Raw genomic sequence first — 26192 nt, 5'->3', positions numbered from 1 at the left:
GCGGCGTGGCAGGGTTGAGGTCTTGATCGTCTGACCCCGATCTTCCTCGACCGTCTCGAACCGCCGGAGGGCGCACCGTGGACCAGCTGGCGCTGCTGCTCGTTCTGTTGCTGGGGGCCGTGGTGACGGTGCCCCTGGGGGAGCGGCTCGGGCTGCCCGCCCCCGTCCTCATGACGCTGGCCGGCATCGTCCTGGCCTTCGTGAGCTGGGTCCCGAACGTCGAGGTCCCGCCGGACTACATCCTTCCGCTGGTCCTTCCGCCCCTGTTGTACGCGGCCGTCCAGCGCACCTCCTGGCGGCAGTTCGCGGCCAACAGACGCCCGATCTTCCTGCTCGCCGTGGCCCTGGTCTTCGTGACGACCGCCGCGGTCGCCGCGATCGCCAACTCGGTCGTCCCTGGCCTGCCGCTCGCCGCGGCCGTGGCCCTCGGGGCGCTGGTGGCGCCGCCCGACCCGGTCGCCGCGACCGCCGTCGCCGGATCGCTCGGGCTGCCGCGGCGGCTCGTGTCGATCCTGGAGGGCGAGGGCCTGTTCAACGACGTTACGGCGATCGTGCTCTACCACGTGGCGATCGCCGCCGCCGTGAGCGGGACGTTCTCATGGCCGTCCGCGGTGGGGCAGCTGGTGCTCTCCGCGGTCGTCGCCGTCGCCGTGGGGTTCGCGCTCGGCTGGCTCACCAACAAGCTCATGGGGGTGCTCGGCGAGGCCACCCTCCAGACCGGCCTGACGCTGCTGGTGCCCTTCGTCAGCTATGTGCTGGCGGAGGAACTGCTCGGCTCGGGCGTGCTCGCCGTCCTGACCACCGCGCTCTACCTCGCGGAGCACGCCGCCGACGCGGACGACGTGCTCGGGCGGATCACCGGGCAGACGTTCTGGCAGATCGTCGACACCCTCGTCACCGGCGTCGCCTTCGGGCTCATCGGGCTCGAACTGCACAACGTCTTCGGCACGGCGAGCGGGCGGGAGACGCAGATGCTCGGCTGGGGGGCCGCGGTCGTCGCGGTCGTCGTCGGCGTACGACTGCTGTGGCTGCTGCCGGCGACCTGGCTCGCCAAGCGGCTGCACAAGCGGCGGGACTACGACGAGGACATCCCGACGACCTGGCGCGAGACCGTCGTCATGTGGTGGTCCGGGATGCGCGGCGTGGCGTCGGTCGCCCTGGCCCTCGCCATCCCGCTCAAGACGGAGAGCGGCGATCCCTTCCCGGCCCGCGACGAGATCATCTTCATCGCCTTCTGCGTGATCATGGCCACCCTCGTCGTCCAGGGCCTCACGCTTCCCTGGCTGGTGAAGAGGCTCGGGGTGCGCGCGGACACCGACGCCGAGCGCGAGATCGAGCGGGACCTCGCCATCCGGGCGGCCAAGGCGGCCAAGCGCCGCCTCAAGGAGATCGAGGAGGTCGAGGAGCTGCCGGAGGATCTCTCGGAGCGGCTGCTGCGCGGGGCCTTCGACATCGGGGCCAGGATCAGCCCCGACATCGTCGACGACGAGCGGCGCGAGCGGTACTCCAAGCGCGCCGACCGCCTCAAGGCGGTCCAGCGCATCCAGCGCGACATGATGTCGGCCGCCCGCCACGAGATCCTGTCCGCACGCAGCGAACCCGGCGCCGATCCGGAGATCGTCGACCGGGTCCTGCACCAGCTCGACGTGCGCAGCCTGCGGTCCTGAGGCTCAGCCCCGGCCCGTGCGGGGCACGATCGGCGGCGGCGGATGCGGGTGGTCGTCCTCGGGCGGCAGTTCGGCCCAGGCGGTGTTGACCCGCGGCAGCGCGTACGCGTGGTGCTCGGTCAGCCAGCGGACCAGGTGCTCGCGCACGGTGACCCGCACGGTCCAGATGTCGTCCGCGTCCTTGGCGGTGACCAGGGCGCGGACCTGGATGGTGTTGGGCGTCGTGTCCGTGACCGCGAGGCCCCAGTCCCTGCCGTCCCAGGCGGCGCACTCGCGCAGGATGTCCTGGAGCTTCTCGCGCATCTCGATGACGGGCGCGCTGTGGTCCAGGTGGAAGAAGACCGTGCCGGTCATCTGGGCGCCGCCGCGCGACCAGTTCTCGAAGGGCTTCGACACGAAGTAGGAGACCGGCATCGTGATGCGGCGCTCGTCCCAGGTCCGTACGGCCAGGAAGGTGAGGGTGATCTCGTCGATCGTGCCCCACTCGCCGTCCACGACGACGGTGTCGCCGATCCGGACCATGTCGCCGAAGGCGATCTGGAGCCCCGCGAAGAGGTTCGACAGCGTGGACTGGGCCGCGACACCGGCGACGATGCCGAGGACACCGGCCGACGCGAGCAGCGAGGTCCCGGCCGCCTGCATGGCGGGGAAGGTCAGGAGCATCGCTCCGACGGCCACGACGCCGACGATGGCGGTGACCACCCGCTGGATGAGCGTGACCTGCGTGCGCACCCGCCGTATCCGGGCCGGGTCGCGGTGGGCGCTGGCATAGCGGGAGTAGGTGGACTCGACGATGGCCGTGGCGATGCGGACGAGGAGCCAGGCCACCGATCCGATGAGCACCAGGGACAGGGTCTGGCCGATGCCCGCCGAATGGTCCTCGGCGATCTTGGCCTGTTCGAAGAAGCCGCGCAGCAAGGTGGCGCACATGACGAGTTGGAGCGGCAGCCTGCAGCGGCGGAGCAGGCCCCACAGCGGGTTGTAGGGGTGACGGTCGTCGGCCCGGCGCAGCAGCACATCGGCCAGCCATCCCACGGCCAGCGTGAGCACGACCGAGCCGCCGACCACGATCAACGGACGCAGTACGTTCTCCATGCCCCCGAGGGTAAGTGGCACGATGGCCCCATGAACATCATGCTTTTCCACTCGACGTACGGGCTGCGGCCCGCGGTGCACGCGGCGGCGGACCGGCTGCGCGCCGAGGGACACGAGGTGTGGACGCCCGACCTCTTCGGCGGGCGCACCTTCGACACCGTCGAGGAAGGCATGGCCTTCAAGGACGAGCTGGGCAAGGACGAGCTCCTGAAGCGCGCGATCCTGGCCGCCGCGCCCTACTCCGAGAGGGGCCTCGTCTACGCCGGCTTCTCGTTCGGCGCGGCGACCGCGCAGACCCTGGCCCTCGGCGACGACAAGGCGCGTGGCCTGCTGCTTCTGCACGGCACGTCCGACATCGCGGAGAACACCACGGTCGACGAGCTGCCGGTGCAGCTGCACGTCGCCGAGCCGGACCCGTTCGAGACGGACGACTGGCTGAGCGCCTGGTACCTCCAGATGGGCCGCGCCGGAGCCGACGTCGAGGTCTACCGCTACGCCGGAGCCGGTCACCTCTACACCGACCCGGACCTGGACGACTACGACTCCGAGGCGGCGCAGGCCACCTGGCGGACGGCGATCGGTTTCCTGGAGACTCTGTAGCCGCCTCGGCCGCCGCGGGCTGAGACGTTTCTCACGCGCGCGTGCAGCGCCCCACCGGGGCGCTGGCGGGCGGCTTGCACATCACGCCGAAGTCGGCGCCGCTGGAGCTGAGATACCGCCCGGCGCAGTCCGTGTCGGTGGTCCTGCCGCGCTCCTCGCAGAACCGCAGGGCGGCCCTGCCGTCCTCGAAGGGCCCCGGAGCGTAGATCACCCAGAAGCCCGGCCGCAGGGACGCGTAGTCGTCGCTGCGCAGGTACCGCGCCTCCGGGACGTCCTCGCGCACGGCCCTGAGCCGCCGGTCGCGGTCCGCCGTGCCGGAGGCGACGGGCTCGGAGTAGAGCTGGGCGATCCAGCTGCCCGAGGCGGGCGGGGAGCCGGGGGAGGACTCCGGGGGCGCGGTCTTCCCCTTGTCCGGGTCCGTGTCCCCGGGCGCCTTGATCGGCTCCGGCGACGCCTTGTCCGAGGCCCTCGCGGAGGCCGCCCCGCCGCCCTTGCCCTCGGTCCCGTCCGTGCCCGCGCCGCCGCGCAGGGCGACCACCAGGGCGGCGCCCGCCACCGCGGCGAGCGCCACGGCGACGGCCGCGGCGACCAGGGGCGTACGGCGCCGGGGCCGGGCGGGCGGCGGCGGCACCGGGAGAGCAGGCCGGTCGGTGGCCCCGGGGCGGTCCGCGAGCGTCGGAGGGCGCTCGGTCTCCGGCTGCCGCGAGACCTCCGTCACCTGCCGCGAGATCTCCGTCGCCTGCCGGGTGGTGCCGTTCGCCACCGGGGCGAGCAGCGCGTCCAGGCGCGCCGCGTCCGGGCGCAGCGCCGGGTCCCGCACCAGCAGGCCGGTCAGGACCGGTGTGAGCGCCCCCGCCCGCACCGGCGGCGGCACCGGCTCGTCGAGCACGGCGGCGAGCGTGCCGAGCGTCGTGGTGCGGCGCAGCGGGCTGACGCCCTCCACGGCGACGTACAGGACGACGCCGAGCGACCAGAGGTCGGCCGCCGGGCCCTGGTCGGTGCCGCGGATGCGCTCGGGCGCGATGTACTCCGGGGAGCCGATGAGCTCGCCGGTCTCGGTGAGCTGTGTGGAGCCCTGGAGCGAGGCGATGCCGAAGTCGGTGAGGACCACGGAGACCCCTTCACCGGAGGCGTCCTCGCGCACCAGGACGTTCGCGGGCTTCACGTCCCGGTGCCAGATGCCCGCCGCGTGGGCGACGCGCAGCGCCGAGAGCAGCTGGCGGCCGATGCGCGCCGCCTCGTGCGGCGGCAAGGTGCCCTGTTCCAAAAGGTCCTGGAGCGTGCCCCCGGGCAGCAGCTCCATCACGAGCCAGGGGTGCGGACCAGTGTCCACGATGTGATGGATCGTCACCACGTGCGGGTGGTTGAGCCGGGCCAGCGCCCTGGCCTCGCGCAGCACCCGCTCCCGCAGGACGCGCGACTGCTCGGCCGTCAGATCGCGCCCCGCGGGGCGCACCTCCTTGACGGCCACCTCTCGGTGCAGCACGGTGTCGCGCGCCCGCCACACCGTGCCCATGCCTCCGCTGCCGAGCCGTTCGATGAGCTCGAAACGACCGTCCACCACGTCCCCCGGGTCACTCATGCCGACAGAGTAAAGGGCGGCGTCGGCGCCGGTGCAGGGGACCCGGTCAGCGCACCGGGGAGGAGGCCCGCTCGACCCGCTGGGTGCCGCTGAGGGTGCGGTACGAACGCGCCCACCGTGACGTCGCCCGGGGGTCCTTGCGGTCGGACAGGACGTAGTAGTCCATCTGCGAGCGCTCGGCCGTGACGTCCAGGACGCCGTAGCCGTGCGAGTCCATGTCCAGCCACTTCACGTGGCGGTTGGCCGCCTTGATCGCGCCCACCGCGACCAGGGAGAGGGTCTGCGGGGCGACGTGCAGCATGTCGTCGACGTTGTCGGAGGTCACCGACGTGACCACGAACTCCGTCGCCGCCGACGGGGACGCGGGGTACGTGGCGGCCTTGACCGGCACGTCGTTCGCCCACGCCATGTGGATGTCCCCGGTGAGGAAGACCGTGTTGCGCACGGCCTTGTCGACCAGGTGGGAGATGAGCTCCTTGCGGTCGTCGGTGTAGCCGTCCCACTGGTCGGCGTTGACGGCGAGGCCCTCCTTGGGCAGGCCGAGCAGCTCCGCGAGCGGTTCGAGCAGATGGGCCGGCACGGAACCGAAGGCGACCGGCGAGATCATCACCGAGGTGCCGACCAGCTTCCAGGAGGCGTCCGACGCGGCCAGGCCCGCCTTCAGCCAGTCCAGCTGGGCGCGGCCCGTGATGGTGCGGTCCGGGTCGTCGACGCCGCCGCTGCCGAAGCCCGCCTGCTCGGAGCGGAAGGAGCGCAGGTCCAGCAGATGCAGGTCGGCCAGCTTGCCGAAGCGCAGCCGGCGGTAGACCGTGCCCTCGGTGGAGGGGCGTACGGGCATCCACTCGAAGTACGCCTGCTTGGCGGCCGCCATGCGCTGGGCCCAGCCGCCCTCGGTGTCCGGCGAGTGGTTCACCGCGCCGCCCGACCAGGTGTTGTCGGCGAACTCGTGGTCGTCCCAGATCGCGAGGAGGGGGTGCGTGGCGTGCATCGCCTGCGCGTCCGGGTCGGTCTTGTGGACGCCGTGCCGGACGCGGTAGTCGGCGAGGCTGACGGTCTCGTGCCGCGGCTCGTGCTGCCGCACCCCGTACCGGGCGGCCGGGTACTCGCCGCTCCGGTACTCGTAGACGTAGTCGCCGAGGTGGAGCACCGCGTCGAGCTCGGTGCGGGCCGCGAGATGGCGGTACGCGGAGAAGTAGCCGGCCTCCCAGTTGGCGCAGGACACCACGCCGAACCGGACACCGGGAGCCGCCGCGTCGTGCGCGGGGGTGGTGCGGGTGCGGCCCACGGGGGAGTGCACCAGCGTGCTCTCGTCCCCGGAGCCGCCCGGCGGAGAAGCGGAAGTAATAGGTGGTCGCCGGGCTCAAGCCCCTGACGTCGGCCTTGACGGTGTGGTCGGCCGCGGCCGACGCGGTCGTGCTGCCGTGGCCGACGACCTGGGTGAAGCCCTTGTCCTCGGCTATCTCCCAGCTCACCGTCAGGTCCGACCCCTTGCCGGAGCCCGGCGTGGCCTCCGGCACCGGCGTCACACGGGTCCACAGCAGGACGCCGTCGGGCAGCGGGTCGCCCGAGGCGACCCCGTGGTGGAAAGCGGGCCCGTCGGCGGCGTGCGCGAGGGGCGCCGCGGCGAGCGGTGCGAGGGCCGCGGTGGCGGCAGCGGCCTTGACGACCGTACGGCGGCTCGGGGCCGGGGAGTTGAGCGATCTGGGGGCGCTGATTCGACTGGTCACGGGCGATTACCTTACTGATCAGTAATCGCCAAGAGCGGGCGAACCGCGAAACGTTCGCCCGCTCTTCGGCCGTGCGCCGCCCAAGGGGCGGCTTTTGTGTCGGCTCAGGCCTTGAGGGCCGCGTCGATGGCCGTCTTGTAGTCCTCGACCGTCGAGGGCGCGTTCTTCTTGTCCGGGCCGGTCAGCTTCTTGCCGTCCATGACGAAGGAGGGCGTGCCGTCCACGCCGTCCTTGTTGTCGTCGAACTTCTTCGACATCTCCAGGGCCCAGCGGTCGTACGTGCCGTCCTTGACGTCCTTCGCGAAGGCCTTGCTCGCCTTGAGCTCCGGCACCTGGTTCGCGATCTTGGTCAGGTAGGCGTCGTCCTTGAACTTGTCCTCCGTCTCGGAGGGGTGGTTCTCCTTGGAGAACAGCGCCTTCTTGTAGTCGAGGAAGGCCTGGTCGCTCACGTTCAGGGCCGCGCCCAGCGCGCTGAGCGCGTTCTTGGAGCCCTCACCGGTGAGGTTGCGGTCCAGGAACGTGGCGCCCACGAACTGGATCTTGTACTTGCCGTCCTTCAGGTCCTTCTCGACCGTCGGGCCGACCGTCTGCTCGAAGCTGGCGCAGACCGGGCAGCGCGGGTCCTCGTAGACCTTGAGGGTCTTCTTCGCGCTGTCCTTGCCGAGCACGACGGTCGTGCCGTCCGTGCCCGTGGAGTTGGCCGGCTTGACGAGCTTCTCGTCCTTGGCGGCTTCCCAGTGGTCGGGCTTGTTGGCCTGCATGACGGCGTAGCCGATGCCGCCGGCGATCGCCAGGACCGCGACGACGGAGACGCCGACGATCATCGACCGCTTCCGCTTCTGCCGCTTGCGCTCGGCTTCCTGCTGGGCGCGGATCCGTTCGCGGGCCGCCGACTTGGCCGCCTGGCTGTTGCGCTTGCTCATGATGGTGTTCTCCGTAGAAATGACCTGCGTGGGGACGGTGGTGCTCAGGCGAAGACGGCCGAGCACGGCGGTCCACGCCGTCCCACGCAGTGCACGAGAAGCCGCGTGCGCGCGGTCCGCACCCGGCGCGCGGGGCGCGGGGCGCGCCGCACGGGCCGCGGGCGCACGCTCACCGCGGCGACCGCGACGAGCAGCGGCCGGAAGGTGGCCGCGGTCATCGCGCCCAGGACCTGGGCCAGGGCGCGTTCGCCCCGCCGCAGCCAGGCCGCGGCGAGCAGGCCGACCGCCACGTGCGCGCCGAGCAGCAGCCAGGCGGCGCCCGGGTCGGCGTCGGCCAGCAGGACGGCGGCGCGGTGTCCTTCGCCGCCGGTCATCCGGGCCAGCGGGGTGCCCACGCTCGCCCCGCCGCACAGCACGTCGAAGCCGACGGAGCGCAGCGGACCCGCGACGGGACCGCCCGCCTCGCCGTAACAGACGTGCTGCCCGGTGGTGAACACCGTGTCGGCGGCCAGCTCCAGCGGGATCAGGAGGGCGGCGATGCGGCCGAAGCCGCGCTCGCGGCCCGCGAGGGCGTACGCGATCACGAAGACCGCGGCGCCCAGCACGGCGACGGTGGCCAGGGGGAGCGGGGCGCGGGACAGCAGGACGTGCGACGCGGCGGAGAGCGTCACGACGAGCGTCGTGAAGAGCGCCGCGCGCACGGCTCTGAGCTGGGTCCCGGATATGTCCATCGCGCAAGTGAGTGTGCCATGCGCTGCCATAAGGCAGCCCTAAAGGGTGGCTGTGAGCCGCACGGCGCCGCCCTCGTGCCTACAGGCCCGGAATCCGGCCGTTGCGGAACAGGTCGACGAAGATCTGGTGGTCCTTGCGGGCCCGAGCGCCGTACTCGTGCGCGAAGTCCACCAGCAGGTCCCCGAAGCCCTCTTCGTCCGCCGCGATGGCGGCGTCGATCGCGCGCTCCGTGGAGAACGGCACCAGGTCCGAGTGGCCGCTCTCGTCGTCCGCGGCGGAGTGCATCGTGGCGGTGGCGCGGCCCAGGTCGGCGATGACCGCGGCGATCTCGTCCAGGTCGTCGATGTCCGACCAGTCCAGGTCCACGGCGTACGGAGAGACCTCGGCGACCAGCTGTCCCGCGCCGTCCAGCTCGGTCCAGCCCAGCCACGGGTCGGCGTGCGCCTGGAGCGCGCGCTGCGAGATGACCGTGCGGTGGCCCTCGTGCCGGAAGTAGTCACGGGCCGCGCCGTCGGTGATGTGCCGCGAGACGGCCGGGGTCTGCGCCTGCTTGAGGTAGATCACGACGTCGTTCTCCAGGGCGTCGCTGTTGCCCTCGAGGAGGATGTTGTACGAGGGCAGGCCCGCGGAGCCGATGCCGATGCCGCGGCGGCCGACGACGTCCTTCACGCGGTACGAGTCGGGGCGGGTGAGCGAGGACTCGGGCAGCGTCTCCAGATAGCCGTCGAAGGCGGCCAGCACCTTGTACCGCGTGGCCGCGTCGAGCTCGATGGAGCCGCCGCCCGGGGCGAAGCGGCGCTCGAAGTCGCGGATCTCCGTCATGGAGTCCAGGAGGCCGAAGCGGGTCAGCGAGCGGGCGTCGCGCAGGGCGTCCAGGAGCGGGCCCTGGGCGGTGTCCAGGGTGAAGGGCGGCACCTCGTCGCTCTTGGCGCCGGTCGCCAGGTCGTGGATCCGCTCGCGGTACGCGGCGGCGTAGACCCGGACCAGCTCGGTGATCTGCTCGTCGCTGAGCGCCTTGGTGTACCCGATCAGGGCCACGGAGGCCGCGAAGCGCTTCAGGTCCCAGGTGAAGGGGCCGACGTACGCCTCGTCGAAGTCGTTCACGTTGAAGATCAGGCGGCCCTGGGCGTCCATGTACGTGCCGAAGTTCTCCGCGTGCAGGTCGCCGTGGATCCACACCCGGCCCGTGCGCTCGTCCAGATACGGACCGCCGTGCTGCTCGCGCTCCAGGTCCCCGTAGAAGAGACAGGCCGTGCCGCGGTAGAACGCGAAGGCCGATGCGGCCATCTTCCGGAACTTCACCCGGAACGCGGCGGGGTCCGCTGCGAGCAGCTCGCCGAACGCGGTGTCGAAGACGGAGAGGATCTGCTCGCCGCGCTGTTCAGCGGTGGGCTGCGGTTCCGACATCGCGGGGTGCCTCCAGATAACGGGTGGTGCCAGGTCGTGCATGACATTCGGGACAGGCGTTCCGACCTGTCCAACGCACGACGGTACCCCCGAGTGCCCGCCGGTTGTCAGTGCTCCGGATTAGACTTCCACGCTGTCCCCCCAGACTGCCCGCAGTCCGTCGCCGATGTTCTCCGGAGGCCTCCCGCCGTGACCAAGCCGCCCTTTACGCACCTCCACGTCCACACCCAGTACTCGCTGCTGGACGGTGCCGCGCGGCTCAAGGACATGTTCGACGCCTGTAATGAGATGGGCATGACGCACGTCGCCATGTCCGACCACGGCAACCTCCACGGGGCGTACGACTTCTTCCACTCGGCGCAGAAGGCCGGCGTGACCCCGATCATCGGCATCGAGGCGTACGTGGCGCCGGAGTCCCGCCGCAACAAGCGGAAGATCAAGTGGGGCCAGCCGCACCAGAAGCGCGACGACGTCTCCGGTTCGGGTGGTTACACCCACAAGACGATCTGGGCGTCGAACAGCACCGGCCTGCACAACCTCTTCCGGCTGTCCTCGGACGCGTACGCCGAGGGCTGGTTGCAGAAGTGGCCGCGCATGGACAAGGAGACGATCTCCCAGTGGTCGGAGGGCCTGATCGCCTCCACCGGCTGCCCCTCGGGAGAGCTCCAGACCCGCCTGCGCCTGGGGCAGTACGAGGAGGCCCGCAAGGCCGCCGCCGAGTACCAGGACATCTTCGGCAAGGACCGGTACTTCCTGGAGCTGATGGACCACGGCATCGAGATCGAGCGCCGCGTCCGTGACGACCTCCTGAAGATCGGCAAGGAGCTGGGGATCCCGCCCCTGGTCACGAACGACTCGCACTACACGTACGCCCACGAGTCCACCGCGCACGACGCCCTGCTCTGCATCCAGACCGGCAAGAACCTCTCGGACCCCGACCGCTTCCGCTTCGACGGCACCGGCTACTACCTCAAGTCCACGGACGAGATGTACGCCATCGACTCCTCGGACGCCTGGCAGGAAGGCTGCCGCAACACCCTCCTGGTCGCCGAGCAGATCGACACCACCGGGATGTTCGAGAAGCGCGACCTGATGCCGAAGTTCGAGATCCCGGACGGCTTCACCGAGGTCACCTGGTTCCAGGAGGAGGTCCGCGCCGGCATGGCCCGGCGCTATCCCGGAGGTGTCCCGGACGACCGGCAGAAGCAGGCCGAGTACGAGATGGACATCATCATCCAGATGGGGTTCCCCGGGTACTTCCTCGTGGTCGCCGACTTCATCATGTGGGCCAAGAACAACGGCATCGCGGTGGGCCCGGGGCGCGGCTCCGCGGCCGGCTCGATCGTCGCGTACGCCATGGGCATCACCGACCTCGACCCCATCACGCACGGCCTGATCTTCGAGCGGTTCCTCAACCCCGAGCGCGTCTCCATGCCCGACGTCGACATCGACTTCGACGAGCGCAGGCGCGTCGAGGTGATCCGGTACGTGACCGAGAAGTACGGCGCCGACAAGGTCGCCATGATCGGCACGTACGGCAAGATCAAGGCGAAGAACGCCATCAAGGACTCCGCGCGCGTGCTCGGATATCCGTACGCGATGGGCGACCGCCTCACCAAGGCGATGCCCGCCGACGTCCTCGGCAAGGGCATCGACCTCTCCGGCATCACCGACCCCAAGCACCCGCGCTACAGCGAGGCGGGCGAGATCCGGGGGATGTACGAGAACGAACCGGACGTGAAGAAGGTCATCGACACCGCCAAGGGCGTGGAGGGCCTGGTCCGGCAGATGGGCGTGCACGCGGCCGGCGTCATCATGTCCAGCGAGCCGATCGTCGACCACGCGCCGATCTGGGTGCGGCACACCGACGGCGTGACGATCACGCAGTGGGACTACCCCCAGTGCGAGTCGCTCGGCCTGCTCAAGATGGACTTCCTGGGCCTGCGCAACCTCACCATCATGGACGACGCCGTCAAGATGGTGCGCAACGACAAGGGCATCGACCTGGAGATGCTCTCGCTCCCGCTCGACGACCCCAAGACCTTCGAACTGCTCTGCCGCGGCGACACGCTCGGCGTCTTCCAGTTCGACGGCGGCCCGATGCGCTCGCTGCTGCGCCAGATGCAGCCCGACAACTTCGAGGACATTTCCGCCGTCTCGGCCCTCTACCGCCCGGGCCCGATGGGCATGAACTCGCACATCAACTACGCGGAGCGCAAGAACGGCCGCCAGGAGATCACGCCGATCCACCCGGAGCTCGAAGAGCCCCTGAAGGAGACGCTCGGCCTGACCTACGGCCTCATCGTGTACCAGGAGCAGGTGCAGAAGGCCGCCCAGATCATCGCCGGCTACTCCCTGGGCGAAGCCGACATCCTCCGCCGCGTGATGGGCAAGAAGAAGCCCGACGAGCTGGCGAAGAACTTCGTCCTCTTCCAGGAGGGCGCGAAGAAGAACGGCTACTCGGACGCCGCGATCCAGGCCCTGTGGGACGTCCTGGTCCCCTTCGCCGGATACGCCTTCAACAAGGCCCATTCCTCCGCGTACGGCCTCGTCACGTACTGGACCGCCTACCTCAAGGCGAACTACCCCGCCGAGTACATGGCGGCGCTGCTCACCTCGGTGAAGGACGACAAGGACAAGTCGGCCATCTACCTGAACGAGTGCCGGCGCATGGGCATCAAGGTCCTGCCGCCGAACGTGAACGAGTCCGTGCACAACTTCGCCGCCCAGGGCGACGACGTGATCCTCTTCGGCCTGGAGGCCGTCCGGAACGTCGGCACGAACGTGGTCGAGTCGATCGTCCGCTCGCGCAAGGCGAAGGGGAAGTTCGCCTCCTTCCCCGACTACCTCGACAAGGTCGAGGCCGCCGCCTGCAACAAGCGGACCACGGAGTCGCTGATCAAGGCGGGCGCCTTCGACACCATGGGGCACACCCGCAAGGGCCTGACCGCGCAGTACGAACCCATGATCGACAACGTGGTCCAGGTCAAGCGCAAGGAGGCGGAAGGCCAGTTCGACCTCTTCGGCGGGGGCGACGAGGCCGGCGACGAGCCTGGCTTCGGACTCGACGTGGAGTTCTCCACCGACGAGTGGGAGAAGACGTATCTGCTCGCCCAGGAGCGGGAGATGCTCGGTCTGTACGTCTCCGACCACCCGCTGTTCGGGCTGGAGCACGTCCTGTCCGACAAGGCCGACGCGGGCATCGGACAGCTCACCGGCGGTGACTACTCGGACGGCTCGATCGTCACCATCGGCGGCATCATCTCCGGCCTCCAGCGCAAGATGACCAAGCAGGGCAACGCCTGGGCGATCGCGACCGTCGAGGACCTCGCGGGCTCCATCGAGTGCATGTTCTTCCCGGCGACCTACCAGCTCGTGTCGACCCAACTCGTCGAGGACGCCGTCGTGTTCGTCAAGGGCCGCCTCGACAAGCGCGAGGACGTGCCGCGCCTGGTCGCGATGGAGCTCCAGGTCCCCGACCTGTCGAACGCGGGCACCAACGCCCCCGTCCTGATCACCATCCCGACGGTGAAGGTGACCCCGCCGATGGTCAGCCGGCTCGGCGAGATCCTCAGCCACCACCGCGGCAACAGCGAGGTGCGGATCAAGCTCCAGGGGTCCCAGAAGACGACGCTGCTGCGGCTCGACCGCCACCGCGTACAGCCGGATCCCGCCCTTTTCGGTGACCTGAAGGTCCTGCTCGGCCCGTCCTGCCTGGCCGGCTAGGACACGCCCTCACCCAGGGAAGGGGCGCCCCCGGAAATCCGGGTGCGCCCCTTCACGCATATACGCCTGGGTCGGCGTCAGTTGTGGCCGAAGCGACGCTGATGCTTGCGCGCGACCTCTGCCGGGCTGCCCTGCGACTGCACCGCGTCCTTCATCCTCGACTCGGCCTGCTCCGCGGACGACTTGGCCTGCTCCTGGGCCTGCTCCGCCGCCGAAGCGCGGTTCTGGTCGTCGCCCTGCCTGCGGTTCTTGTTCTTGGCCATGGTGATCTTCCTCCTGAGGGGGATCTGGGGGCCAGACGCGACCAGATTCACATATGGCGACACACCGCGCATTTCAGAGAATTACCGTGCGTAATAAGCGCTGTCGGCGAGCGGAGCCGAGATACGCCACGCCGAAGATCGAGTTCCGGCCGTTAACCTCCGCCGGGTCGGGCAGACTCGAAGGAAACCCGAACCATTGCTTCCAGGGAATCTCCAGGGAAAGAGGGTGGATCGCGTGGACCGCTGCATCGTCCTGGTGGACGCCGGGTATCTGCTGGGTGCGGCCGCGAGTCTCCTCGCGGGCGAGCCGTCGCGGTCCCGGATCACCGTCGATCACACCGCCCTGATCCAGGGCATCCGTGAGCGCGCCGAATCCGACACCGAGCGCCCCCTGCTGCGGATCTACTGGTTCGACGGAGCCCCCGACCGCGTGCCGCAGCCCGAGCACCGCAGGCTGCGGGTCATGCCGCGCGTGACGGTCCGGCTCGGCGCCCTGACCCGCAGCGACGGCCGCTGGGCCCAGAAGGGCGTCGACGCCGCCATGCACGCCGAGCTGACGGAGCTGGCCCGCAACCGCGCCTGCTCGGACATCGTGCTCGTCACCGGCGACGGGGACCTGCTGCCCGGCATGATGGCCGCCAAGGAGCACGGCGTCGCCGTCCACCTCTGGGCAGTCCAGGCCGCCGACGGGGACTACAACCAGTCCGAGGACCTCGTGGCCGAGGCCGACGAGCGCCGCGTGCTCGACCGGGTCTGGATCACCAAGGCCGTCCGCCCCAAGGAGCTCACCGGCGTCTGCGCGCCCTCGCCGATCCCGCGCCCCGAGATCGCCGCGATCCTCTCCGCGCCCCTGCCGGAGTCCGCCCTCGCCGCCGGCGCCCAGCGGGCCGCGGACGAGGCCGCGGCGGCCCAGCACGCCCAGCACGGCCAGCACGCCGAGGCCGGGAGCAACGGCGACGGCGGCGGCGCCCACCACATCCCGCCCGGCAAGGGCGTGCCCACCCCCAAGGACCTCGCCGCCCTGCGCGGCCCCGGCACCCAGCCCGCACAGCACCCCGCGAACGCCACGCTGCGCTGGTCGTCCGACAAGGGCTGGGTCGAGCGCCCCGGCGGCGCCGCCGAGAGCCCCGAGGCCGCCGCCCTGCCCACGCTGGCCCAGCTGACGACCGCCGAGCAGCGCTGGGCCGACCGCGAGGAGGACATCACCACCGTCGGCGGTGACCCCTTCGAGGTCGGGCAGGTCTTCGCGCGCCGCTGGATGGCCCGCCTGCCCGAACAGCACAACCTCCAGAAGCTCTCGACGATGTACCCGCGTATCCCGCACCGCGTCGACGGCGAGCTCCTGCGGTACGCCGCGCGCTTCGGCCTCCTCGCCCACAAGGACGACCAGATCGACGAACACGACCGGTACGCGATCCGGGCGGGCTTCTGGCGCGAGATCGACGTCCACACGGCGGTGGAGCACGCCCCGGCGGGCGACCGCTCCGGCGAGTGACCGAACAGGCACGCGAACGAGTGACGGAACACGTCCGCAGATGACTGATACGGGGCGTACTGGGCGCCCCGGGCGTCGTACCGGGCGCGGGACCCCGTACCCTCGTCCTTCGTGAGTACGCGCTCGGCACAGGCAGTCCGACAAGGGCTCCGACAGGGTCACGGCAGTGATGCCGTCTGCGCGGTGCGCGACCTCGTCAAGACGTATCCCGCCGCCCGTGGCAGGCGCGGCACGCCCGCGACACCCGAGGTGCGCGCCACCGACGGCATCAGCCTCGAGGTCAGACGCGGCGAGATCTTCGGCCTCCTGGGGCCCAACGGCGCCGGGAAGTCCACCCTCGTACGCCAGCTGACCGGCCTGATGCGGCCCGACGGCGGAAGCGTCGAGATCCTCGGCCACGACATCCTGCGCCACCCCGAGCGGGCCGCCCGGATCCTGGCCTACCTGGGGCAGGAGTCCACCGCGCTCGACGAGCTGACCGTCTCGCTCGCCGTCGAGACGACCGCGCGGCTGCGCGGCCTCGACGTGCGCGCCGCGCGCGCCGAGCGGGACGACGTCCTCGAAGAACTCGCGCTCACCCCGCTCGCCTCCCGGCCGCTGAAGAAGCTCTCCGGCGGCCAGCGCAGGCTCGCCTGCTTCGCCACCGCCCTGGTGGGGGAGCGGCCGCTGCTCGTCCTGGACGAGCCGACGACCGGCATGGACCCCATCGCGCGGCGCGCGGTGTGGGGCGCGGTCGACCGGCGCCGGGCCGAGCACGGCACGACGGTGCTGCTCGTCACCCACAACGTCATCGAGGCCGAGACGGTCCTGGACCGCGTCGCCGTGCTCGACCACGGCAAGGTCATCGCCTGCGACAGCCCGCAGGGCCTGAAGGAACAGGTCGCGGGCGAGGTGCGGGTCGAGCTCGTGTGGCGGGAGCGGGCCCCGCTCGACGTCCCCGAGGTCGCCGCGCTGCGCTCCTCCGCTATGGAGTCCGGCCGCAAGTGGTCCCTGCGGCTCGCCCCCGACGAGGCGCGGGCCGCCGTCGCGGCGGTCACCGGCGGGGCCGCCTTCTCCGCCCTGGACGACTTCACCCTGGCCACACCCAGCCTGGAGGACGTGTACCTCGCCCTCGGCGGGAACGGCGAGGGGCTGGTGAAGGCGTGAACCTGTTTTCCGCCCGCCCCGCAGCACGGAACATCAGCAACAGGAAGGTCGTCCGGTGAGTGCCGTTCCTCTGGAAACCGCGGTACGGACCGACGACCGTGCGTGGCAGGCCGAGGCCGCCGAGCCCCTGGGCGCCCGTGCGCGGCTGTTCCCCGCGCTCGCGGCCGTCTACCGGGCCCAGCTGTCCCGGGCGCGCGTCGCGCGCATCCCGCTGCTCTTCGTGGCCACCTTCCAGTCCGTCGGGATCATGATCCTGATGCGGGGCGTTGTCGACGGGGGCGGCGAGGCGCGCGCCGTCGTCGCCGGCTCCTCCGTGCTCGTCGTCGCGTTCGTCGCCCTCAACCTGCTCGCGCAGTACTTCGGCCAGCTGCGGGCCGACGGCGGCCTCGACCACTACGCCACCCTGCCCGTGCCGCCCGCCTCGGTGGTCCTGGGCGCCGCGGCGGCCTATGCCTCCTTCACCGTGCCCGGCACCCTGGTCACCGCGGTCGTCGGCTGCGGCCTCTTCGGGCTCCCGATGGCCAATCTGTGGGTGCTCGCCGCGGTGATCCCGCTGGCCGGTGCCGCGCTCGCCGGGCTCGGCGCCGCCCTCGGGCTGCTCGCGCCCCGGCCCGAACTGGCCACGCTGCTGGGCCAGCTGGGCATGTCGGCGGCGCTGCTCCTCGGCGTGCTCCCGGCCGAGCGGATGCCGCAGGTCCTCCAGTACGCCCGCGACCTGCTGCCCTCCACGTACGGCGTCGAGGCGTTCGCCCGCACCTTCGGGCCGCATCCGGACTGGGCGGCCGTCGTCCTCGACCTCGCGGTGTGCGCGGGGGTCGGCGTCGCCTCCCTGGCGATCGCCACCTGGGCCTACCGCCGGGCGGCCGTGCGCTGACGCGGTCCTCGCCCTGCGGTGAAGCGGTCCTCAGGTAGTACTGGCACCATGTGTGGGTGACTGCACCGCTGACGCCCTCCCAGCCGCCCCACGACCAGCCGCACGACCCCTGGCAGCAAGCCGCTCAGCCGTACGGCGCCGTTCCCGCGCGGGCGCACGAGGAGGACGGTCCCGGCATGAAGACCGAAGTGCGGCAGGCCGCCGTGATCGCGGTCGCGGTGGCCGTCTGCGGTGTCCTGCTCGGGCTGCTGTGGCTGTGGCTCGCGCCGCGCGTGCCGTTGATCGCGGACAACGACGCGGTGTACCTCAAGGACACCGAGGGGGAGCAGGCGGTCGGGGTCGACGGAACGTTCACCCTGCTCGCGCTCGCGTTCGGCGCGGTGACCGGCGTCGTCGTGTTCCTGCTGCGCAGGCGGGGCGGCATCCCGCTGGTCGTCGGGCTGACGGCCGGGAGTCTGCTGGGGGCCGTGCTCGCCTGGCGCCTGGGGATCTTCCTCGGGCCCGAGACGGATGTCGTCGCGCACGCGAAGTCGGTGGGCAAGGGCGTCGCCTTCGACGCCCCCATGGAGCTCAAGGCCAAGGGCGCGCTGCTGGCCTGGCCCGTGGCCGCGCTGCTCGTGCACCTGGGCCTCACCGGCCTCTTCGGGCCCCGGGACCCCGAGCCCTACCCCCTGCCCTACGGGGACCCCGGGCGGGCAGAGGGCGGATCGGGTCCCGCCGGGGCGTGAGGCCGCCCGAGGGCTCCCCGGGGGGCTCCCTGAGGACTCCCCGGGGGCTCCCTGAGGGCTCCCCGGGGGCGTGAGACCTCAGGCGGGGCGCCGGCCGTGGTTCGCCTTGCCCTTGCGCACCCGCCACTTCCTCTTGCGCGTCTTCTTCGACATGGGGGTGTACCTAGTCGAGCCCGCGCCCCCCGTCGAGGGTCTATTCACGCCCGATCGGGGCCAGCACCGCGGCCGTGAGCCGCGCCAGGTCGCCGGGCGCCAGCTCCACCTCCAGGCCCCTGCGGCCCGCCGACACGCAGATCGTGGCGTGCGACGAGGCCGAGTCGTCCAGGACCGTGCGGAGCTTCTTGCGCTGGCCGAGCGGCGAGATGCCGCCCCGTACGTATCCCGTGGTGCGTTCGGCGGCCGCGGGGTCCGCCATCACCGCGCGCTTGCCGGACACCGCCGTGGCCAGGGCCTTGAGGTTCAGGGTGCCCGCCACCGGGACCACGGCCACCGTCAGCTCGCCGTCGACCTCGGCCACCAGGGTCTTGAAGACCCGGTCGGGCGAGACGCCCATGGCCTGGGCCGCCTCCTCGCCGTACGAGGGATGGGCGGGGTCGTGTTCGTACGCGTGGACCGTGAAGTCGGCGCCGGCCGCGGTGAGGGCCACCGTCGCCGGGGTGCCGCCCGTGCCCGACTGCTTCTTCTGCTTCTTCGCCACAGCGCTCGCGCCTTACGTCAGTTGAGACTCGTGGTGCCGCGCGTGAGGTCCGTCGCGGGCAACGACGGCAGATTACGGATGATCGCGGTCTCGGCGCGCAGGAGTTTCAGCTCCTCGTGCAGGCGCGACGCCGTGTCCGGCGCCTCCAGGAGCCGCTGCTTCGTGGGGGTGTCCAGGACCGCGGCGGCCGCGACCAGGTACGACACCACGGAGGGGTCGTCCGGCAGGTCGGCGCCCGTGGACAGGGAGCGCTCGCGCGCCCCGGCCAGCCGCTTCTGGTAGGAGCGGAACGCCCGCAGGACGCCCTCGGCCAGCGCGCCCGCCTCCTCGCCCGGTTCCTCGGGCAGCTCCTCGACCTCGGCGGTCAGGAAGGCGCCCGACGTGTCCACGGACGTCAGCCGCACCCGTGAGGTGCCGGTGGCGAGGACCTCGAAGCCGCCGTCGGCGCGCTCCCTGATCGTCGCCGCGTCCGCGATGCAGCCCACCGCGTGGAAGGCCGTCAGCGGGTCGTCGCCGAAGCCGGCGGTCGGCCCCTGCTCGGGCTGCGCGGTGGGGTCCGGCAGGCCGGGGGCGCTCGGGGCGACCTCCAGGCCGTCGCGGATGGCGACGACCGCGAAGAGGCGCTGCTCCTCGTCGGGCGTCTTGAGCAGATCGCGCATCATGGCGCGATAACGCTCCTCGAACACGTTCAGCGGGAGCACGAGCCCCGGGAACAGAACCGAGTTGAGCGGGAAGAGCGGAAGCCGGACGGTGGTCACGAGCCTGAAGCCTAATGGTCGCCGGAGCCGGGACGGCCGCCGCCGGTGCGCAGCGGGGTCTCGGCGGCCACCTCGATGCGGATGCCGTCGCGCAGTTCCAGGAACTGGCCGAGCGGATCGTCGGACATCCGGTCCCAGGGGAACGAGGTCGCGTACGGCCCGATGAGGCGCAGCTGTTCGAGGGCGTCGCTCCAGCGCTCCAGGCGTACGAGGACGAACGCGAGGACGTTGCGGACCTCCGCGGGCCAGGGGTCCCCGGCCCCGTACTCCCGGGAGAGGGCGATCCCGAGGTCGGCGGCGGCGTCCAGGCGCTCGCGCGGCACGCTGCCCGACGCGCTGGTGAGGTAGGCGAAGGCGGCCCGCGCGGGCAGCGCCTGGATCAGCGAGCCGGGCAGGGCGTCCCGTGCGGCGTGCTCGGCGAAGTCGAAGCACTGGCGGTGCGAGCCGTACCAGGAGGCCGAAAGGTACTGCAAGGCCGAGGCGTGGCAGCCGTAGTGGTGCGAGGAGCGGTGCACGGCCTCGGCCCTGAGCGCGTCGAAGACCGACTGCGGGGCGTGGGTGCCGCGTGCGTGGTCCAGGGCGATCCGCCACGGCACGGGGTCGCGCGGGTCCGCCTCGGCCGCCGCGGTGATCAGGGGCGCCGTGTCGCGCAGGAGTTCGGCGCGGGCGGGCGACTCCCAGCCGCGGACGACCGCGAGCTCGGCCTTGACGAGCAGCGCGTCCGGGTCGTGCGGCGCGGCGGCCTGCCAGTCGTCGAACCACTCCGAGCGGGAGCGGGCGAAGGCGGCCAGACGTGTCGTGTAGCGGTCGCGGTTCTCCCACTCGTTGTCCTCGCGGGTCATGGCGAGCAGCTTGGCGGCGGGGTCGTAGTCGCCCCGGCCCGCGGCGACGAGCGCGGGGCCGAGACGGTCGTCGGGTGCGTCGAGGAGCACCTCGTCGTCGGGGGTCAGCCCGGCGGAGAGGAGCGGAGTGTTCCTGACCATGCGGGTGGTACGGATCAGGGCGCGCAGAAATGCCATCGTGCGGTCATTGAAATCCGCAGGTCGGGGCAGGAGCCAGAGGGCGGGCGGTGAAGCTTTCGCATCGATCGTCCGGTTGCCTGACATATGGTCAAGGAAGAGTAAAATATCTGCTCTCCATGGACCCCTCGGTCAGTTCCTCCGCAGCAGCCGCGTCGCCCCCGCCGCGACCGTCGTCGCCAGGACCCAGCCGAGCAGGATCAGGATCGCCGCGAACCACTGCCAGCCGCCGCGCAGCTGCCAGTAGCTGTCCTGGCCGAGGTTGATGACCGGCAGCAGCAGGTCGAGCGAGAAGAGCGCGGGGTTCCAGTTCGGGTGCTCGCCCGGTTTGATCGCCGGGTGGTCGGAGTGCGTGAAGGCCACCGCGCTCACCGCCCAGAGCACCGCCATCCACAGGGCGGCGCGGCCCGGGCGGTAGCCGTACGCCACCGTCCAGTCCTGGGCGAAGCCCCAGAGCTTCGCCGCGAGCGGCAGGGTCTCGCGGCGCCGGCGCTGCTTGGCCAGCAGGACCTCGCGGGCGTCCGCGTCCTCGCCGCCGTTGCGCAGGACGGTGGCCAGCTTCTCGTACGGCTCGGGGTTGTACTCGGCGGTCGCGGCCGCCACCCAGGCCAGCCGCCGGGCGAGCGGGAAGCTGCCCTGCGGGACGAGGGTCTCGTAGCTGAAGCCGCCCATCTGGAGGCCGCCGGGCCCGGGCCAGCTGGTCGACTTGTCGATGAGCGTGACGACCTTGGCGCCGGACAGGATGACCTTGCCGCGCTGCGGGGCCTCGCCGAGGAAGCGCAGCTCCGGGGTCTGGACGCGGCGCAGCGACACCTCCTGGTCGTTCTCCAGGGTGAAGCGCGCCTGGCCCAGGTCGACGGCGTCGCCGAAGCGCCCGTCGTCGAGCCGTATGCCGCCCTGGCACTCGAAGCGCTGGACGCGGGTGCCGCGCGGGGGCGTCATGCCGCTGGTCATCGGGGGATCGCCGAGCGCGGACGGCGTCATGTACAGCGTGCGCTCCACGGTCATCTGCGGGGCGTTGAGCGCCCGGGGGCCGTACGGATTGGCGAGCTTGCTGCCGCGCAGGCTGAAGGAGACGCCGATCTTCGCGCCGCGCAGGCTCAGCTGGCCGTGCGACTCCATCATCTCGGCCTGGAGGTCCTGCCCGACCGAGAGCCCGTCGCCCATGATCGAGTTGCCGCGCCGGTCGCGGTAGATCACGGCCTGGTTGATCAGCAGGTCGGTGCCGATCTGGGCGTCCGTGAGGCGCATGCCGTTGTGGATGCGGCAGCGCGGCAGGTGCAGGTCGCCCTCCGTGTGCACGCGGGCGGCCTCCACGCGCGGGATCGAGCAGTTGACGAGCCGCAGGGTGGTGAACTTGGCCTCCGGCAGGAGCACTTCCTTCTCGAAGCGGCAGTGCTTCAGCTCGGCGTAGGGCAGGATCTCGCCGCCCGCCAGATCGAGCACGTCGGTGATCTGGAGGCCCGAGAGCTTCAGGGACGAGACCCGGCCCGAGAGCGCCGGCGGCCCCTCCAGGAGCAGCCAGCACACGATGCGGGCGCGCACGCTGCGCTCCGGACCCCAGGGATGGCCGCCGTGCGGATCGTCCGCCATCGCGTCCCCCGACCTGAGGTCGTAGACGCTGCCGTTGCGGAAGGCCTGCCACATGCCGATCTCGGCGGCGGTCAGTCCGTCCGGCGGGTCACCGATGCCGGTGTCGTCGACCACTGCTGTTGTCCTCCCCGTACTGCGATCCGTACTGCGTTTCCCGTGCCGCGATGCGCCTGGTCTCGTACACCTGTTTCATGCCCGCTCCGTGACGGGCTGAACGCTAGTGGTGAACGTGGTCTTCCGGGATCCATATCAGCCAGTGATACGGCGTTCGGCCGGGAATCAGGGTCTGAGAGAATTGGCCGTGTGATCTCCCGAATCGATCTGCGCGGCGACGCCCTCCCCGAGGGTCCCGCCCTGCGCGCCCTGCTGCCCCGTGCCGACTTCGACGTCGCGGCCGCCCTGGACAAGGTGCGGCCCATCTGCGAGGACGTGCATCATCGTGGCGACGCGGCGCTGATCGCATACGCGGAGAAGTTCGACGGAGTACGCCTGACGCAGGTCCGTGTCCCCGCAGCCGCCCTCGCCGAGGCCCTGGCCGGCCTCGACCCGGTCGTGCGCGAGGCCCTGGAGGAGTCGATCAGGCGCGCCCGCATCGTCCACCGCGAGCAGCGCCGCGCCCCGCACACCACCCAGGTCGTGCCCGGCGGCTCGGTCACCGAGAAGTGGGTCCCGGTCGAGCGCGTCGGGCTCTACGCCCCCGGCGGCCTCTCGGTCTACCCCTCCTCCGTGATCATGAACGCGGTCCCGGCCCAGGAGGCCGGCGTCGCGTCGATGGCGCTCGCGTCACCGCCGCAGAAGGAGTTCGGCGGCCTTCCGCACCCCACGATCCTCGCCGCCTGCGCCCTCCTCGGCATCGACGAGGTGTACGCCGTGGGCGGCGCCCAGGCCGTCGCGATGTTCGCGTACGGCACCGAGACCTGCGCCCCGGCCAACATGGTCACCGGGCCCGGCAACATCTGGGTCGCGGCCGCCAAGCGCTACTTCACCGGGCGCATCGGCATCGACACCGAGGCCGGGCCCACCGAGATCGCGGTCCTCGCAGACGACACCGCCGACGCGGTGCACGTCGCGTCCGACCTGATCAGCCAGGCCGAGCACGACCCGCTCGCGGCCGCCGTCCTGGTCACCGACTCCGTGGCCCTGGCCGACGCCGTCGCCAAGGAGCTCGAACCGCAGATCGCGGCGACCAAGCACGTCGAGGACCGGATCGTCCCCGCCCTGAGCGGCCGCCAGTCCGCGATCGTCCTGGTCGACGGCCTGGACGAGGGCCTGCGCGTCGTCGACGCGTACGGCGCCGAGCACCTGGAGATCCAGACCGCCGACGCCGCCGCCGTGGCGGAGCGCGTCAAGAACGCCGGCGCGATCTTCGTCGGCCCCTGGGCGCCCGTCTCCCTCGGCGACTACTGCGCGGGCTCCAACCACGTGCTGCCGACCGGCGGCTGCGCCTGCCACTCCTCGGGCCTGTCGGTCCAGTCGTTCCTGCGCGGCATCCACATCGTCGACTACACCCGTGACGCGCTCGCCGACGTCGCCCGCCACGTGGTGACGCTCGCCGAGGCCGAGGACCTGCCCGCCCACGGCGCGGCCGTCAAGGCCCGCTTCGGATGGAAGGTGCCCCAGAGCAAGTGACCACCATCGACGACCTCCCCGTACGCGACGAACTGCGCGGCAAGTCCCCTTACGGCGCGCCCCAGCTCGACGTCCCCGTCCGCCTGAACACGAACGAGAACCCCTACCCGCTGCCCGAACCGCTCGTCGAGCGCATCGCCGAGCGCGTCCGCGAGGCGGCCCGCGACCTCAACCGCTACCCCGACCGCGACGCGGTCGAGCTGCGCACCGAGCTCGCGCGCTACCTCACGGGCACCGGCGGCCACGAGGTCACCCTCGGCAACGTCTGGGCGGCCAACGGCTCGAACGAAGTCATCCAGCAGCTCCTCCAGACCTTCGGCGGGCCCGGCCGCACCGCCCTCGGCTTCGAGCCCTCGTACTCGATGCACGGACTCATCGCCCGCGGCACCGGCACCGGCTGGATCTCGGGCCCCCGCGGCGACGACTTCACCATCGACGTCGACGCGGCCACGAAGGCCATCGCCGAGAACCGGCCCGACGTCGTCTTCATCACCACGCCCAACAACCCCACGGGCAACGCAGTCAGCGGCGAGACCGTCCTCGCGCTCCACGAGGCCGCGCAGGCCGCGGGGCCGTCGATGGTCGTGGTCGACGAGGCCTACGTCGAGTTCAGCCACGGCGACTCGCTGCTCCCGCTCCTCGCGGGGCGGCCGAACCTGGTCATCTCGCGCACGATGTCGAAGGCCTTCGGAGCGGCCGGGCTGCGCCTGGGCTACCTCGCCGCCGACCCGGCGGTCGTGGACGCCGTACAGCTCGTGCGCCTGCCCTACCACCTGTCGGCCGTCACCCAGGCCACGGCGCTGGCCGCCCTGGAGCACACCGACACGCTCCTGAAGTACGTCGAGCAGCTCAAGCAGGAGCGCGACCGGCTGGTCGGCGAGCTGCGTGCGATCGGCTACGAAGTGACCGACTCCGACGCCAACTTCGTCCAGTTCGGACGGTTCGACGGCGAAGGGGCCGCCCACGCGATGTGGCGGCGGATCCTCGACCGGGGCGTCCTGGTCCGGGACAACGGAGTACCGGGCTGGCTGCGGGTCACCGCGGGAACCCCCGAAGAGAACGACGCGTTCCTCGATGCGGTACGCGAACTGAAGAAGGAGCAGCAGGCATGAGCCGCCTTGGACGGGTCGAACGGACCACGAAGGAGACGTCGGTCCTCGTCGAGATCGATCTCGACGGCACCGGCAAGGTCGAGGTGTCGACGGGCGTCGGTTTCTACGACCACATGCTCGACCAGCTCGGCCGCCACGGCCTCTTCGACCTCACGGTCAAGACCGAGGGCGACCTGCACATCGACACCCACCACACCATCGAGGACACCGCCCTCGCCCTGGGCGCCGCCTTCAAGCAGGCGCTCGGCGACAAGGTCGGCATCTACCGCTTCGGCAACTGCACGGTCCCCCTCGACGAGTCGCTCGCCCAGGTGACCGTCGACCTGAGCGGCCGCCCGTACCTCGTGCACACCGAGCCCGAGACCATGGCGCCGATGATCGGCACGTACGACACGACGATGACCCGGCACATCCTGGAGTCCTTCGTCGCGCAGGCCCAGATCGCCCTGCACGTGCACGTGCCCTACGGCCGCAACGCCCACCACATCGTGGAGTGCCAGTTCAAGGCCCTGGCCCGCGCGCTGCGTTACGCCTCCGAGCGTGACCCGCGCGCCGCCGGGATCCTTCCCTCCACGAAGGGCGCGCTGTAAAGCCATGACCGGTCTGAACACCATCCTCATCGTCGTCGGTCTCTTCCTGATCGGCGGCATCATCTCCTTCGTCAAGCAGGGGATGCCCAAGGGCCTGATCGTGCTGCTCTCCATCGCCGCGGTCATGTGTCTGACGGCGGGGATCCTGCGGCTCGACTACTGGAACTGAGGGGCGACGCGACATGAGCACTCCCCAGAAGAAGGTCGTCGTCTTCGACTACGGCTTCGGGAACGTCCGTTCCGCCGAGCGCGCCCTCGCGCGCGCGGGCGCGGACGTCGAGATCACCCGTGACTACGACACGGCCATGGCCGCCGACGGCCTCCTCGTCCCCGGCGTGGGCGCCTTCGCCGCCTGCATGCAGGGGCTCAAGGAGGCGCGCGGCGACTGGATCGTGGGCCGCAGGCTCGCGGGCGGCCGTCCCGTGCTGGGCATCTGCGTCGGCATGCAGATCCTCTTCGCGCGCGGCATCGAGCACGACGTGGAGGCCGAGGGCCTCGACGAGTGGCCCGGCACCGTCGAGCCGCTGAAGGCCGAGATCGTCCCGCACATGGGCTGGAACACCGTCGAGGCCCCCGAGGGCTCGCAGCTGTTCGCGGGCCTGGACGCCGAAGCCCGCTACTACTTCGTGCACTCGTACGCCGTGCACCACTGGGACTTCGAGGCCGGCAACCCCGCCTTCCGCGCGCCCAAGGTCGCCTGGACCACGCACGGCGAGCCCTTCGTGGCCGCCGTCGAGAACGGCGCGCTGTGGGCCACCCAGTTCCACCCCGAGAAGTCCGGCGACGCCGGTGCCCAGCTCCTCACCAACTGGATCGGAACCCTCTAGGA

General features: G+C 71.4%; 21 protein-coding genes and 2 pseudogenes. 12 read left to right on the top strand and 11 right to left on the bottom strand.

Features of this window, described 5'->3' with window-relative positions; translation table 11 throughout:
• The first annotated feature begins 77 nt into the window (after positions 1-77).
• Complete coding sequence (locus tag QBL25_RS13100) at positions 78-1667, top strand: Na+/H+ antiporter (RefSeq protein WP_409057214.1); 1590 nt, start codon at positions 78-80, stop codon at positions 1665-1667.
• Between the two features lie 3 nt (positions 1668-1670).
• On the opposite strand, the gene QBL25_RS13095 is transcribed toward QBL25_RS13100, so the two are convergent.
• Positions 1671-2762: a mechanosensitive ion channel family protein gene (locus QBL25_RS13095; protein ID WP_409057213.1), complete on the bottom strand. Its 1092-nt coding sequence runs from the start codon at positions 2760-2762 to the stop codon at positions 1671-1673.
• A 30-nt stretch (positions 2763-2792) separates the two neighbouring features.
• Here QBL25_RS13095 and QBL25_RS13090 point away from each other — a divergent pair, with 30 nt between their 5' ends.
• The gene (locus QBL25_RS13090) at positions 2793-3362 is read left to right on the top strand and encodes a dienelactone hydrolase family protein (RefSeq protein WP_409057212.1); all 570 of its coding nucleotides are present in this window, start codon (positions 2793-2795) and stop codon (positions 3360-3362) included.
• 31 nt (positions 3363-3393) lie between these two features.
• On the opposite strand, the gene QBL25_RS13085 is transcribed toward QBL25_RS13090, so the two are convergent.
• The 5 genes and pseudogenes from QBL25_RS13085 to QBL25_RS13065 form a co-directional block, all read right to left on the bottom strand.
• Positions 3394-4944: a serine/threonine-protein kinase gene (locus QBL25_RS13085; RefSeq protein ID WP_409057211.1), complete on the bottom strand. Its 1551-nt coding sequence runs from the start codon at positions 4942-4944 to the stop codon at positions 3394-3396.
• Between the two features lie 46 nt (positions 4945-4990).
• Positions 4991-6671 (bottom strand): annotated as a pseudogene (locus tag QBL25_RS13080) (alkaline phosphatase D family protein).
• A 104-nt stretch (positions 6672-6775) separates the two neighbouring features.
• Positions 6776-7594, bottom strand: coding sequence for a thioredoxin domain-containing protein (locus QBL25_RS13075; protein ID WP_409057210.1), 819 nt, complete (start codon positions 7592-7594; stop codon positions 6776-6778).
• A 44-nt stretch (positions 7595-7638) separates the two neighbouring features.
• The gene (locus tag QBL25_RS13070) at positions 7639-8325 is read right to left on the bottom strand and encodes a hypothetical protein (RefSeq protein ID WP_409057209.1); all 687 of its coding nucleotides are present in this window, start codon (positions 8323-8325) and stop codon (positions 7639-7641) included.
• Between the two features lie 79 nt (positions 8326-8404).
• A complete protein-coding gene (locus tag QBL25_RS13065) occupies positions 8405-9733 on the bottom strand; it encodes a DUF2252 domain-containing protein (protein ID WP_409057208.1) in 1329 nt (442 codons plus the stop codon).
• A 189-nt stretch (positions 9734-9922) separates the two neighbouring features.
• Here QBL25_RS13065 and dnaE point away from each other — a divergent pair, with 189 nt between their 5' ends.
• On the top strand, positions 9923-13459 hold the full coding sequence (gene dnaE, locus QBL25_RS13060; RefSeq protein ID WP_409057207.1) for a DNA polymerase III subunit alpha: 3537 nt from the start codon (positions 9923-9925) through the stop codon (positions 13457-13459).
• A 77-nt stretch (positions 13460-13536) separates the two neighbouring features.
• Here dnaE and QBL25_RS13055 read toward each other — a convergent pair whose 3' ends face one another.
• The gene (locus QBL25_RS13055; protein WP_409057206.1) at positions 13537-13722 is read right to left on the bottom strand and encodes a hypothetical protein; all 186 of its coding nucleotides are present in this window, start codon (positions 13720-13722) and stop codon (positions 13537-13539) included.
• Positions 13723-13957: 235 nt separating this feature from the next.
• Between QBL25_RS13055 and QBL25_RS13050 the strand changes: the two genes are divergently transcribed.
• The 4 genes and pseudogenes from QBL25_RS13050 to QBL25_RS13035 all read left to right on the top strand — a co-directional run bounded on the left by QBL25_RS13050 (position 13958) and on the right by QBL25_RS13035 (position 17965).
• Entirely contained in the window at positions 13958-15217 is a 1260-nt protein-coding gene (locus QBL25_RS13050) for an NYN domain-containing protein (protein ID WP_409057205.1), read from the top strand.
• Positions 15218-15487: 270 nt separating this feature from the next.
• Positions 15488-16363 (top strand): annotated as a pseudogene (locus tag QBL25_RS13045) (ABC transporter ATP-binding protein); the annotation flags it as partial.
• Between the two features lie 55 nt (positions 16364-16418).
• Entirely contained in the window at positions 16419-17237 is an 819-nt protein-coding gene (locus tag QBL25_RS13040; RefSeq protein WP_409057204.1) for an ABC transporter permease, read from the top strand.
• Between the two features lie 56 nt (positions 17238-17293).
• The gene (locus QBL25_RS13035; RefSeq protein WP_409057203.1) at positions 17294-17965 is read left to right on the top strand and encodes a DUF2567 domain-containing protein; all 672 of its coding nucleotides are present in this window, start codon (positions 17294-17296) and stop codon (positions 17963-17965) included.
• Between the two features lie 193 nt (positions 17966-18158).
• Here the strand turns inward: QBL25_RS13035 and ybaK are convergent, their stop codons facing one another.
• The 4 genes from ybaK to QBL25_RS13015 all read right to left on the bottom strand — a co-directional run bounded on the left by ybaK (position 18159) and on the right by QBL25_RS13015 (position 22086).
• Positions 18159-18662 (bottom strand): Cys-tRNA(Pro) deacylase, encoded by a 504-nt coding sequence (gene ybaK, locus QBL25_RS13030; protein ID WP_409057202.1) that lies wholly within the window; start codon positions 18660-18662, stop codon positions 18159-18161.
• Between the two features lie 17 nt (positions 18663-18679).
• Positions 18680-19420 carry an LON peptidase substrate-binding domain-containing protein gene (locus QBL25_RS13025; protein WP_409057201.1) on the bottom strand — a complete coding sequence of 247 codons (741 nt, stop codon included), beginning with the start codon at positions 19418-19420 and terminating at the stop codon, positions 18680-18682.
• Positions 19421-19431: 11 nt separating this feature from the next.
• The gene (locus tag QBL25_RS13020; RefSeq protein ID WP_409057200.1) at positions 19432-20439 is read right to left on the bottom strand and encodes a hypothetical protein; all 1008 of its coding nucleotides are present in this window, start codon (positions 20437-20439) and stop codon (positions 19432-19434) included.
• Between the two features lie 132 nt (positions 20440-20571).
• Complete coding sequence (locus tag QBL25_RS13015; protein WP_409062629.1) at positions 20572-22086, bottom strand: oxidoreductase; 1515 nt, start codon at positions 22084-22086, stop codon at positions 20572-20574.
• 249 nt (positions 22087-22335) lie between these two features.
• Here QBL25_RS13015 and hisD point away from each other — a divergent pair, with 249 nt between their 5' ends.
• Genes hisD through hisH form a run of 5 tightly spaced genes read left to right on the top strand, consistent with a single transcriptional unit; the run spans position 22336 to position 26190 of the window.
• Positions 22336-23661, top strand: coding sequence for a histidinol dehydrogenase (hisD, locus tag QBL25_RS13010; RefSeq protein ID WP_409057199.1), 1326 nt, complete (start codon positions 22336-22338; stop codon positions 23659-23661).
• The gene (locus tag QBL25_RS13005) at positions 23658-24773 is read left to right on the top strand and encodes a histidinol-phosphate transaminase (RefSeq protein WP_409057198.1); all 1116 of its coding nucleotides are present in this window, start codon (positions 23658-23660) and stop codon (positions 24771-24773) included. The genes hisD and QBL25_RS13005 overlap by 4 nt, the downstream gene beginning before the upstream one ends.
• On the top strand, positions 24770-25363 hold the full coding sequence (hisB, locus tag QBL25_RS13000) for an imidazoleglycerol-phosphate dehydratase HisB (RefSeq protein ID WP_409057197.1): 594 nt from the start codon (positions 24770-24772) through the stop codon (positions 25361-25363). Before QBL25_RS13005 ends, hisB begins: the two co-directional genes overlap by 4 nt.
• 4 nt (positions 25364-25367) lie before the next feature.
• Complete coding sequence (locus QBL25_RS12995) at positions 25368-25532, top strand: hypothetical protein (RefSeq protein WP_409057196.1); 165 nt, start codon at positions 25368-25370, stop codon at positions 25530-25532.
• A gap of 13 nt (positions 25533-25545) precedes the next feature.
• On the top strand, positions 25546-26190 hold the full coding sequence (hisH, locus tag QBL25_RS12990) for an imidazole glycerol phosphate synthase subunit HisH (protein WP_409057195.1): 645 nt from the start codon (positions 25546-25548) through the stop codon (positions 26188-26190).
• The last annotated feature ends 2 nt before the right edge of the window (positions 26191-26192 follow it).

Origin of the sequence: Streptomyces sp. SYP-A7185 (genome assembly GCF_046103685.1) — a bacterium.
In the GTDB taxonomy this organism is placed as follows: domain Bacteria; phylum Actinomycetota; class Actinomycetes; order Streptomycetales; family Streptomycetaceae; genus Streptomyces.
The sequence above is the reverse complement of the archived record's forward strand: the minus strand, read 5'-3'. Positions and strand labels throughout refer to the sequence as shown.